The 11,954-nt window shown below is 43.5% G+C and carries 9 protein-coding genes; 2 read left to right on the forward strand and 7 right to left on the reverse strand.

Annotated features, from left to right (window positions below; all coding sequences use genetic code 11):
- Both QUA57_RS26850 and QUA57_RS26855 read right to left on the reverse strand, forming a co-directional pair.
- Positions 1–4,699: AAA family ATPase (locus QUA57_RS26850; protein ID WP_333064788.1), on the reverse strand; the 4,699-nt coding region annotated here is incomplete at its 3' end.
- A gap of 378 nt (positions 4,700–5,077) precedes the next feature.
- A complete protein-coding gene (locus QUA57_RS26855; protein WP_333064787.1) occupies positions 5,078–5,950 on the reverse strand; it encodes an S-methyl-5'-thioadenosine phosphorylase in 873 nt (290 codons plus the stop codon).
- 209 nt (positions 5,951–6,159) lie between these two features.
- Here QUA57_RS26855 and QUA57_RS26860 point away from each other — a divergent pair, with 209 nt between their 5' ends.
- Positions 6,160–6,366, forward strand: a complete 207-nt coding sequence (locus tag QUA57_RS26860; RefSeq protein ID WP_333064785.1) for a hypothetical protein — start codon at positions 6,160–6,162, stop codon at positions 6,364–6,366.
- Between the two features lie 147 nt (positions 6,367–6,513).
- On the opposite strand, the gene QUA57_RS26865 is transcribed toward QUA57_RS26860, so the two are convergent.
- From QUA57_RS26865 to QUA57_RS26880, 4 genes are all read right to left on the reverse strand, one after another.
- On the reverse strand, positions 6,514–7,353 hold the full coding sequence (locus tag QUA57_RS26865) for a Tab2/Atab2 family RNA-binding protein (RefSeq protein WP_333064784.1): 840 nt from the start codon (positions 7,351–7,353) through the stop codon (positions 6,514–6,516).
- A 380-nt stretch (positions 7,354–7,733) separates the two neighbouring features.
- Positions 7,734–8,954, reverse strand: a complete 1,221-nt coding sequence (locus tag QUA57_RS26870; RefSeq protein WP_333182839.1) for an adenylate/guanylate cyclase domain-containing protein — start codon at positions 8,952–8,954, stop codon at positions 7,734–7,736.
- A 6-nt stretch (positions 8,955–8,960) separates the two neighbouring features.
- The gene (locus tag QUA57_RS26875) at positions 8,961–9,503 is read right to left on the reverse strand and encodes a peroxidase-related enzyme (protein WP_333064782.1); all 543 of its coding nucleotides are present in this window, start codon (positions 9,501–9,503) and stop codon (positions 8,961–8,963) included.
- Positions 9,504–9,599: 96 nt separating this feature from the next.
- Positions 9,600–9,827, reverse strand: coding sequence for a hypothetical protein (locus tag QUA57_RS26880; RefSeq protein WP_333064781.1), 228 nt, complete (start codon positions 9,825–9,827; stop codon positions 9,600–9,602).
- 267 nt (positions 9,828–10,094) lie between these two features.
- Between QUA57_RS26880 and QUA57_RS26885 the strand changes: the two genes are divergently transcribed.
- On the forward strand, positions 10,095–11,375 hold the full coding sequence (locus QUA57_RS26885) for a valine--pyruvate transaminase (protein WP_333064780.1): 1,281 nt from the start codon (positions 10,095–10,097) through the stop codon (positions 11,373–11,375).
- A 76-nt stretch (positions 11,376–11,451) separates the two neighbouring features.
- Here QUA57_RS26885 and QUA57_RS26890 read toward each other — a convergent pair whose 3' ends face one another.
- Positions 11,452–11,940, reverse strand: a complete 489-nt coding sequence (locus tag QUA57_RS26890; RefSeq protein WP_333064779.1) for an HNH endonuclease family protein — start codon at positions 11,938–11,940, stop codon at positions 11,452–11,454.
- Positions 11,941–11,954 lie beyond the last annotated feature (14 nt).

An 11,954-nucleotide genomic window follows, 5' to 3' on the forward strand; every position in this document is an offset into this window, starting at 1 on the left:
GGCGGCGGGTTACGTCTAGTTCGGCACTCATGCGAAGGTTTTCTACTTTTAGCCGATCGTTCAAAACCAATATTTCTCTATTAGCTTGGGCTAATTGTGCGGTGCGTTCTTCTACTTTTTGCTCTAGGGTTTGATAAAGTTGGGCATTTTCTAGGGAAATAGCAGCTTGGGCAGAAATTATGTTCAATACTGCTAATCTGTCTGCTGTAAAAGCGCCAGTTGCGAGATTGTTTTCTAGATACAAAATGCCGATGAGTTTGCCTTGATTGATGATGGGGGCGCACAATACTGATTTGGGTTGATTAATTGCAATATAAGGCTCTGCGGTAAAGGTTCCTTCGCGGACGGCATCGTTTAAAACTACATCTGACTGAGTTCTTGCGACATAGTTGATAATAGATGTCGGGAGCTCCTGACTGTTATTAACAGCAAGAGATTGCAAGACTTGGACGGAACCGTCAACGTCTCCGGCAGCTTCAATTCTGAGTTCGCCCCTGCTGTTTAGCAAGATAAGAAAACCTTTTTGAGCTCCGGCATTTTCAATGGTAAGTTTAATTAAGTTTGACAGCAAGGATGCTAATACTACTTCGCCGGATATTGCTTGCGATGCTTTGATTACTGTGGTAAAGTCAAGCATTGATGAGCTGCTGCTGCCTGTGGATGTTGGCGGAAGGGATGTGGTTATGGCAGAAAGGTTTGTACCTGTTGATGTTTGTCTCAGCCATAGCTGAGGGTAGCGTTTTTCTAAGTCTTTAACTTTGGCTGCTGCACCCCAGCGGAGATAAGAATAGCGGGCATTTTGCAGGTAGGTATTGGCAATCAATGTCTTATTTTTAGATAAGTAAAATTTGGCAGCTAGTTCGTAGGAGAGGGCTTCTTCGTTGATGTATTCGTTTTTTCCAGCGGTGGCAATCGCACGATCGTACCAGTCCATTGCTTCAAAGTTTTCCCCTTTAATGCGGCACAATTCTGCTTCTATTAGTTCTACTTTCTGCAAGTAATTCATCGGTGCGTGAGTTGCCAATACTTTCAGTTTATCCAGATTGACGGCTACTTCTTCTAAAATTTGTTCGCGATCGCTCTGGCTGACATCAAAGTAAACCGCAAGTCGCACCAGAGAATCATAGAAATAAAAGAGGGGCGCAACAAGCGAACCAACCACTCCAGCTAAATATGGCGCTGCTAAGTCAGCATATTTTACAGCTTCAGCAAATTCTCCAAAGAGATAACAGAGAAGCGTTTTTTGCAAGTAAATAATAAAAACTGCACTACGATTGTTTTTTTGCAGCATCATAGGCAACTGCGTGTCTTCATTATATGCTTCCCCCATTAGCTTGCAAGGATTCTCCGAGCGATCGATTAAATTGAGAACTACCTGCCGGATTACTTCATTGCTGGTCAAATCAAATTCTTGCTTGAGTTGGCGTATTATGCCATGGTAGGCAGCTATTTCTCTTTCCAATTCTGTGAGTTCTTTGCCAACAAAATAGCTATGCCAGCAGTACACACTGGCATTGTGGCAGGCATTTCCTATGTCTCCGGTTTCCAAACCGATTGCCCAACCATCATGCGACAGCTTTAAAGTTTTCCTAACCGATTCTTTGTAATGTTTGACAAAAGCATTAACGCAGTGAAGCGTGTGTGCTTTAACTGTGCCGGCGTTAATTCGCTCCAGCAAATTTAAAGCCAGTTCGCCAAATCGATAGCCAGATTCTATGTCGTTGAAAATCGCGCTAAAAAGCATTCCACAACGGGCATAAGCGGGCAAAGAATCAGGATTGTTGCCATATTCCAGGGATAAATTTACCAGTTTAAGAATCAATAAAGGCTGGAGTTTTGGGAAGGAAAAATAGGCAACATCAAGAGTGCTGGATATCACCTGCATGGCTGCTAATTTGTCCGGGGCTGTCATCAGTGGTAAATCGATTAAATCTTCGATTTCTCGGCCTGTTAGCGCTGCCTGAGTTGCTTGCAGCGCCGCCTCAATATCTGTCGTATTGGGCTGTTTGGGAAAATGTATATCTAACAGTTCTAGCACTGATAAAGCTGTGTCTAATGCTTGCTGGAACTGGCTTTGGGCTAACTGAGAGCGAATTTTTACTTGATAGACTTTTACTTTATCGAGCACTATTTTGGCTTGTTGCAGCACGGAAGTTGCTAATTCATCCATCTGCTCGAAATCGGTACTGATGTAAGCGGCTTCTGCTGCTTCTTCGTAGAGATTCAGCGTTAAGTCGTATTGGGTTTGCCAACTGTCTGCACTTAATAATTGCCTGCCCGCCGCGAAGTAATCTAGTGCTGATTTATAAGCAGCGGAAACTTTGGCTTTTTTGCCTGCTAAAAGGTTGAGCGCTGCCAGTTCATTGCGCTGTGGCTGCGTGGCAATTAATTCGCTGCCAAAGTTGAGGTGATTGACGATATCAAATATTTTATGTTGTCGCTGTTCCGGCGCAGTATTTTCCAACAAAAGTTGTCCGACTCGATAGTGGACAACTTGCTTTTCTGGTTCGGGAATTAGAGAATAGGCGGCTTGCTGGACGCGATCGTGCAAAAATTTGTAATAAACAGTTAAATCTTCTGAACTTTGCTCTAATTCTAGAAATCTGTAATCATTCCCCACGGGAATAATTAAATTTTGCCTAACTGCTTCCAAAAGTTTCTCGTTAGTTGCTTTTACTGAATTTTCACTAACAATCGCCAACATTTTTACGTCAAATTGGTTGCCAATGCAAGCAGCAAATTTTAATATTTGCTGTGTTGCCTGGGACAGTTTTTGAATTTTTCCTGCCATCAGTTCGACTACATTGTCAGTAATTCCCTTGGCTTGAATTTGCTCTAAATCCCACTGCCAGTCTCCCTTGGCCCCCTCAATCTTCGGAGAGGTGGGTCCAAATTTCAACAGTTTCTCAGCATAAAGTGATTTGAGAAACTCGTTAATAAAAAAGGGATTGCCTTGAGTTTTTTGCAGGACTAACTCTGCTAAGGGCAGGGCTTTTTCGAGATGGCATTTAAGAGTATCTGCAATTAAATAGTTGACATAATTTAACTTTAAAGGTAAAAGGGAAATTGAATTAATTACGCATCCAGTTTTCAGAATCTCATTAATTGTTAACATCAGCGGATGGGCGGCAGTGACTTCATTATCCCGATAAGCACCAATCAGAAACAGATATTGCATATCTGGGTCGGTGATTATCAATTGAAGCATCTGCAAACTTGCGGAGTCTGCCCACTGCAAATCGTCGAGAAACATGACTAAGGGATGTTCAGGCTTGCAAAATACGCGGATGAAGTTATGCAATACTAAATTAAACCGATTTTGGGATTCAGCGGAAGGAAGTTCGGCTAATTCTGGCTGCTTGCCCACTATTAATTCTAATTCGGGAATTACATCAATAACGACTTGAGCGTTAACTCCAACTGCTGTTAATATTTTTTCGCGCCACTGTTGGAGTTTGACTTCTGTTTCTGCGAGCAATTGCTGCACTAATTCTTGAAAAGCTTTAATGACGGCGCTGTAAGGAATATTTCGCTGAAACTGGTCAAATTTTCCGGCGATGAAATAACCTTTTTTTCGGGTAATGGGTTTGTAAATTTCTTGTACTAATGCTGATTTGCCAATGCCGGAATATCCGAATACTAACATCATTTCGGAATGTGGTCGGCTGTTGGGGGATGGCTGAGTGTCTGAGGTTAGACTTTCTGCTTCTTCCTGCAAGCTACCTGCAACTCGCTCAAATGCCGCCAGCAGGCTTTCTATTTCTGTTTCTCGGCCGTAAAGTTTTTGAGAAATTTGAAACTTATCTGAAATATCGTGCTGACCAATAGGAAAGTCTTCTATCTTGCCTTGAGTTTGCAGTTGAGTGAGACATAACTCTAAATCTGCTTGAATTCCCCAAGCGCTTTGATATCGCTCTTCTGCGGTTTTTGCTAACAGTTTCATTACGATATCTGAAACAGGTTTAGGAATCTCTGGATGGACTTCTTGGGGCGGAAGGGGTTGTTTAGCGATGTGACAGTGTACTAATTCGATCGCGTCATTACCTTCAAAAGGCAGTTGATTGGTTAGCAGTTCGTAAAAAGTTGCACCTAGGGAATAAAAATCAGCGCGGTAATCGATGCCGCGATTCATTCTTCCGGTTTGTTCGGGTGCTATATAAGCTAAAGTTCCCTCTAAAACGTTGGGACTTATTAGGGTAGGATTTTCTATAGACAAGACTGTCGAAATGCCGAAGTCAATAATTTTGACTTCCCCGGTTTTGGGGTTGATAATTATATTAGATGGGTTAATGTCTTTGTGGATAATATTAGCGCTGTGAATCTCACCCAACATCTCGACAGTTTTGATAGCGATGGGGAGAAATTCCGCTAAGGTTATCTGACGTTGCTGCCGCCATAAACTTAAAGATTCAGCGCCCTCATCCTCGAAGACGATGGCAAGAGAATTATGATATTTTTCTAAGCTGTAAGCTTTAACAAAGCCTGAGAAATTCAGAGTTTGACTGATTTGGTATTCCTGCTGGTATCTCAGCAGTTGTGCTGGCGTTGGCAATTCTTCTTTCAGCAGCTTGAGGATGATCGGTAGGGGTTCGGCGTAGCCGTCGCGTAGCGAATCGCGATCGCGAATTCCGCGATAAACTAAGGAATTTTCGCTTTCATAGATTTGGGTTAAAATCTGATATCCGGGAATGCCAAGCATAGTTTAAATTGTCCGTTTTGAGCTTTTGCGCTTTCTGTGCAGCAGTTGCAACCCCATCTTGCCATTATTGCTCATATATGAATGCAGTGGGAGATCGATCGCTACCACTGCATAAAAAACGACTGCTTGCAAAATCGGGATGCTTCCTAGTGCGAGAGATTCAAAAGTAGCGAGAGAAGAGCTTTGGATATTTTCGGAGATGTCTATTGTTAAAAAAGTTGATAGGCAATGGCTCTTACTCTTGACTTCTGACTCTTGACTCAGGACGAATGCTAGATATACAAATATTTCTGCCTTCTCCCCATGATGTAGGGTGCGCGCTGCACACCTTACACCTGTGGAATCACCTATAACCTAATGATGGCAACTTAATTTCAACTACAAATACTTCTGCAAGAGCAAACCCATTTTCTCCTTAGTTGCGGCAGGCACTTGATCCAGCCGAGTCAGAATTGCATATTTCAAGGCTGAATGCGACTCGGAAACGGGGGGATTTTCTGTTAACCTCCGGACTGTTTCTTGAATGGCTTTTTGGGCATTTGCTGCATTGCGGTGCAAGTTGGCAACTACCATTTCTACAGTTACGCTGTCGTGATCTTCGTGCCAGCAGTCGTAGTCTGTGACTAATGCTAAAGTTGCGTAGGCAATTTCTGCTTCTCTGGCTAATTTTGCTTCCGGCAAATTTGTCATCCCGATGACTGTCGCCCCCCAACTGCGGTAAAGGTGGGATTCTGCTTTTGTGGAAAATGCGGGGCCTTCCATGCAGACGTAAGTGCCGCCCCGGTGGAGGGTAACGTCGGCGAGGTTCAAGGATTCGATCGCACTTGCCAATACTTTAGCCAATTCGCCGCAAACCGGATCGCCGAATGTGATGTGGCCGACTATTCCTTCTCCAAAAAAGGTAGAAACTCGATTTTTTGTACGATCGATAAATTGATCGGGCACTACCATATCTAAAGGTTTCGCCTCAGCTTTCAGAGAACCAACCGCCGACGCTGAGATTAAATACTCAACTCCCAAACTCTTCATTGCATAAATATTTGCGCGATACGGCACTTCTGAGGGCAAAAAAGTGTGGTTGCGGCCGTGTCTAGCCAGAAATGCTACTGGCGTACCGTCCAATGTTCCCACAATTGCGGCATCCGATGGCGCTCCAAAAGGCGTATCAATTTTCACCTCTTCAATATCTTTGAGGGCCTCCATTTTATACAAACCGCTGCCGCCGATAATTCCGATTTTTGCTTGTGCCATTTTTACCCTCTGCTGGAGTTTTACCACAGTGATTCTATCGGGCCATCGTTAAGTTGGGGTAAAGATAATTGAAGATTTGGTGACAACAGTCACCCCACATACACTATTTTGTCACTAAATATATGTGATTGTAATCACAAAGTACCTTCACAAAATCTTTAAAAATAAAGGTACATAGTTCTGTTACTTATTTTTAGCGTGTTAAGACCATGACAGTCAGCTCTGCTAACCTCCCCAAAATCTCGATCGAGGCGATCGTCGCTCGCATCTTTGCTTTTCGCCAGATTACCCCCCTTGACAGACGGCTGCTGAAATCAGCAATGCTAGCCCAGAAAGGTCTGAACGAAAAAGACCAGTGTCACATCAACCGAGTGTGTCAGGGCATCCAAAACGGCTTGATTTTAGTTGTAGAATAAATTTGCAGCACTATCTGTTGCTAGCTCAAGAAGCTGTTTTAAAATTTATGCTTGAGTCTGTATCGGCGGGAACTGAGTTCGGGCGGTGTTTTACTATTTTTAGGCGCGCGAACCCTCTACATCACAAATAATATTATTTACATCTTATTATCGCTCAAAATTCAACAGCCAAAAGCCTGTATAAGTCATGCCACTATCATCGGGTTGGACTAATAAAAAATGTAATCCTTTACTTAATTGCTTGCGCTGTTGGTAAATTTGGGCGGCCGCTTTCACCTCGCTATCTTCAAAAGTAGCCACAACCCACCTATCTACTAACCCAGCTTCCAATATCAATCCGTCTGGTTCTCCCGCAATATAATTCAAAGCGAAAGGTTTGGCATCCTGAAGCCATCTAGCCAACCGCATAGACTGGCGTCCGCCGTCAATCACCACTCCCGGTACGGGTACTGTTGATGCCAAGCCCAAATTCAGCGGTAACAGCAATTCTGGCATTTCCAAAATTGGCAGGGGACGCCCTTGGAAAGCCTCTTCAATGTCGCCAGCGGGTAGGGAAGCAAAACGCCAGCCATCGCCCCAGAGGTTTTCGGGTAAAGGCACGGGCGGCGGCGAGTCGAGGGCGATCGCACTGTAAGTTTCACCTGTATAATTAGGCATACTCGAATATTCTTTGGCGCGTTGTTGCAGCAGCAATTTCAGAGCCACAGTGCGCCGAGTCGCTTCTACCTTTACGCCCAACACTTTGCCCGCAGCTTCGATTAAGCCCAGAGACTGAGGCCTAAATACTTGAATCAATTCTGGCAAATTTTGGGTTTGAGCTTGCTGCTGCAACTGCGAAGCTAGCCAATTAGAATTTGCTTCCCCCTGACGGCAAACAGCGCTAAATTGAAAACTACCTTCCGAGTCGCAAATTAAGAGTTCCCAAAGTGGTTTACCCGCCTCATCTTGGAGAGGACGGCGGTAAAAATCGGCTTGCCAAATACGCATAAATAATTAAAATATAAAATATACAACTCGATCATTTTAATATAGTTTGGCGCACTGCGATACAATACCGAACTATGAAAAAAGAACTTCGAGCGATATATTCTCAGTTCATAGTTGAGTTTTATTTGCATATCTAACACCAGTTTAAAAAAACTGCAACTGTAAGCCAGTGATCCAAACCGTCGTAAGCTGCTACGCATCTAAATTATATTTTAGGGCGGGCGGGACGCCCACCCCACAATAATTTACTCAAATTTAATTGTCAAATTTAGATGCGCCTCAGCTTAGTAATCAGTAATTCCCAAATCTAAAATCTAAAATCTAAAATAGAGTAACGGCTCGCTTAGCCATCCTCCCTTAGCAATTAGCCATACCCAAATTTATTTAAGGTGGCGAACCAAATACATATCCAATTCGCCCTTATTTTTAGCATAAATTTTTCCTCGGTATTCGCATTCAAAAAAATCTCTAACTAATTCAAAGGTTGCATGAGAGATATTGATATTTCCAGGCACGCCGGAAGATTCCATCCGAGATGCAGTATTAACTGTATCTCCCCAGACATCATAGGAAAACTTTTTATGGCCAATTACCCCAGCAAGTATTGGGCCTGAATGAATGCCAATGCGGATGTCCCAATAAGGGATATTTTGTTGAGCTTTCTGTATTTTTCGCAGAGCCATGAACTGTCGAATTTCTATCGCAGCAAGTACAGCGTCAAAGGCGTGTGTTGGGCGAGGGGTAGGAATTCCCGCCGCGCACATATAGCTGTCGCCAATAGTCTTCAATTTTTCCATAGAGTATTTATCCATCACGCGATCGAAATAAGAAAAACAATAATCTAGTTCGTCAACCAACTCTCGCGGAGTCATTTTTTCAGATAACTGAGTAAAGCCTTTAAAGTCAGTAAATAAAACCGATACGTTATCATAATAAAGTGGTTCCACTTTGCCGTTATTTTTGAGTTCCTCGGCAATTTCAACCGGCAGCACGTTCAACAGTAGCTGATCGGATTTGTGCTTTTCGGCATCGAGATCGGAATAGAGCCTATTTATCTCTTTAAAACGTTCAGCATTGCGGATGGCTGAGGATAGTTGTAAAGCCAAAAGATAGCCAATCCGCAAGTCTTCTTGAGTGTAAGCTCTCGACTTGGTTGTGGCAAAATTAATTGTCCCTAAAACCTTACCTTCGCTTTCCAAAGGAAGGATAATTTGCGAAGCGTAGGGGGATAAAATAGCAGTAGCACCCGCTTCTTGAATTAATTGAGGTTGACGTGTTGTGAAAGCCTTGTGAATAGGGCCGCCCTCTGGGAGGGCTGCAATATCTACAGGGATATGCCTGCCAAATAAGGTCATGCAAGCGTTAGTGCTGTGCAGGCAAACGCTACAGTGTTCAAAGTCTAGTAGCCATTTGGCTTGCTTGCCTAGTACCCGCAAAATTTGGTTGAGATCAAGGGTGCGGTTAATGGCAGTGGCAACTTCGTTGACAGCGGAAATGCGGATGGAAAGCGCTTGAGCTTCTGCTAACAAACGGCGGGCTGTCAACAGAAGTTCTTCTCGATCTTGATCTTCTAGCCGATCGCCCATAATAGGGGTATACAATATAGATTACAAAGCATCTATTTCGAGGGCTATTGAATCCGTATATCGGTTGACAAAGCTAAACAAATCTGCTGTCGCAATAATCTCAAAGATTTCTGAATCATCAAGTCCTAAATCCCGCAGGTTTTGGTAATCAGTCTCTGTCATTTCCAGGGGTTTTGTAGCAGCCAGCAAGCCAAAGGTAATTACGGCTTTATCACGTTTTGGCAAAGGGCAGTTGGCAAAGTCAGAAACTAGGGTTCGCAATAGTTCTTCGCTCATCCCCAAGGCTGACAATCCGTGCAAGTGAACTTGGAGAGCGTACTCGCTATTATTTGATTGGGAAATAGCGACGCCGACCATTTCTTTAAGCGTGCGGGGTAAGTCTCCTTGCAGGATTGTTCCCCGGAATTTTTTCCAATTTGCTTCTAATATGTCAGGGTTGATTGCCATTGACTTGAACAGGTTGGGGACGATGCCAAACCCCAAGTCTGTCAAGATTTCTTCGTACACTGCTTTGGCTTTAGGATCTGTAAGTTGCTCGTATTCTATAAGTGGAAAGTGTGTCATTGTTGTGTTGAAGTTTACGGCGGTTAATTTTGGTTGGAATTTATGTATTTGTTATGTAACGCCACTCAAAGGGTGACCTTACGACCTATCTTGGCTTTAGTCGGATTGATGATAAAATGCACCGCTGTCAGCAAACCGCGAATCATGAAAATGAGCTAGCAACAAATCTGATTCTTGAGGCTGGATTAAACCTGTAATTATAGCAGTAACAGGACCCCATAAAATTCTGTTGCGATCGGGTTCTACGGGTAATTTTAGATTCTCGCAATGGTTGTTGTCAAGTATCGGCAATTCATCGGGCGCGACGGCGTGAAATCTTACCACAACTCTTGAATTAGAGGTTGCTGTTCCGTTCGCTAATTTTTAGGCAAAAAAACACTGTTCGATCGATCGATCCAGCTCCACAAATGCCCTGAATCTTATGCTCCGACGCGCGCACAGGGGAAAAAACAAAATGCAGTGCGATCGAGTTTATTGCATTAATTCAGATGCTCGATCGACAACCCATGCCTCAGACAAGCTAGGCTAACGCCTGCGACTGGAGTTATCATGGGTAAACTGTAAACTTCTATCATTGTCGCTGCATTTGCTATGAACCCTGCCCTGACTCAATTTGGCGCTCAGATGTCCCACCTCACGGGAGTTCGGGCAATTATGAAAGATATTATTGAAACACTCAGAGCCGGCAGCGGGCAGGAGTTTATCAATTTGAGCGCCGGAAATCCGGTGATTTTGCCGGAAGTCGAGCAGTTGTGGCGCGACTGCACTGCTGAACTTTTGGCGAGCCCGGAATACGGCGAGGTGGTTTGTCGCTACGGTTCCAGTCAAGGTTATCAGCCGTTTATCAATGCGGTATTGGCGGATTTTAACCAGCGTTACGGACTGAATTTGACCGATCGCAATATCCTAATTACTCCCGGAAGTCAATCGATTTACTTCTACGCAGCCAACGCTTTCGGGGGCTACACTACCAGCAAACAGCTTAAAAATATCGTCCTACCGCTGAGCCCAGACTACACGGGTTACGGCGGCGTTAGCTTGATTCCCGAAGCGGTAGTCGCTTGCAAACCCACCCTCGATATTGATGCAGCCGCCCACAGGTTCAAATACCGCCCGGATTTCAGCCAATTGTCGATCAACCAAAGCACCGGTTGCGTCATTTTTTCCCGTCCCTGCAACCCCACCGGCAACGTTCTCACCGACGACGAAGTTAAGAAAATTGCCGATTTAGCGGCCGCTTTCGACGTGCCGGTGTTCGTTGATTCCGCCTACGGCCCTCCGTTCCCGTCCTTGAATTTTACCGAAATGACGCCGATTTTTGGCGGCAATATCGTGCACTGTATGAGTTTGTCGAAAGCTGGATTGCCGGGTGAAAGAATCGGAATTGCGATCGGCGATGAAAAACTCATTCAAATATTAGAATGTTTTCAGACCAATATGTGCATTCATTCGCCAAGATACGGACAGGCGATCGCCACTCGTGCCATTACGTCCGGCGCTCTTGCCGATATTTCCATCAACGTAATTCGCCCGTACTATCAAAGCAAATTTGCGATCGTAGAAAGCACTCTTGAACAAGCAATGCCGAAAGATTTGCCGTGGTTTTTGCACCGGGGCGAAGGAGCAATTTTTGCGTGGTTGTGGCTGAAAGATTTGCCAATGACTGATTGGGAACTGTATCAAGAGTTGAAGAAAGTGGGTGTAATTGTCGTGCCTGGAAGTTCTTTCTTCCCCGGTTTGCGGGAAGATTGGCAGCACAAACATGAGTGTTTACGCATTAGTTTGACTGCAACAAATGATGAGATTGAAACTGCAATGAAACGCTTGGCTCAAATGGTAGAAAAGCTTTATCAGTCAGTAGTTCGTAGTTAGTGGTTATTGTTTGGTTGTTAGTTCTTATATCAAGTCCGGTTGCACCGGACTTGTATAGTGAGCTGATTTCACCTATTCATATACTCCAAAGTTGATAAAATGCTTTATGAGCCATTGATTTAGCTCTATTAAGGATTTCTTTTTCAGTCCACTGATTGGCATTTAATAAATCCGAGTCAAGAGGATAACCTTTGTTAACTAATATTTTTATTTTCTGTTGAAAATCTAAATTTTTTAACTCTTCACTATTGGTTTTTTTATCTACGAGTATTAAATTACCTATACATCCAACTACATCTTCATTACATTCTTTAGACTGTGGTAGTATATGCTCGATGCTGGTAAATTCATAATCTATAGGTAAGCCATTAATGTTTTTTCCCATAAAGCGACTTAGTATATAAGTAATAACTTTCTTATTTCTAGTTTTGCTTTTGGTATAAATAAGTTTGGTAAATTCTATTTCAAATTCTTCAAACTCAGCTAACTTAGATTTAAGACTTGTACTTAGGGCTTGCTGAATAATCGATCGCCAACCAAGAGCAGGAGCGATCGATATATTCAAGCAGAGTTAAATAT

Source organism: Microcoleus sp. Pol7_B2 (assembly GCF_036701035.1).
In the GTDB taxonomy this organism is placed as follows: domain Bacteria; phylum Cyanobacteriota; class Cyanobacteriia; order Cyanobacteriales; family Microcoleaceae; genus Microcoleus.

Bases quoted from the DNA above. Each gene is read 5' to 3' on its own strand.
- QUA57_RS26860 (WP_333064785.1), top strand. From the start codon at position 6,160: ATGACAGTCAGCTCTGCTAACCTCCCCAAAATCTCGATCGAGGCGATC.
- QUA57_RS26875 (WP_333064782.1), bottom strand. From the start codon at position 9,503: ATGACACACTTTCCACTTATAGAATACGAGCAACTTACAGATCCTAAA.
- QUA57_RS26865 (WP_333064784.1), bottom strand. From the start codon at position 7,353: ATGCGTATTTGGCAAGCCGATTTTTACCGCCGTCCTCTCCAAGATGAG.
- QUA57_RS26855 (WP_333064787.1), bottom strand. From the start codon at position 5,950: ATGGCACAAGCAAAAATCGGAATTATCGGCGGCAGCGGTTTGTATAAA.
- QUA57_RS26885 (WP_333064780.1), top strand. From the start codon at position 10,095: ATGAACCCTGCCCTGACTCAATTTGGCGCTCAGATGTCCCACCTCACG.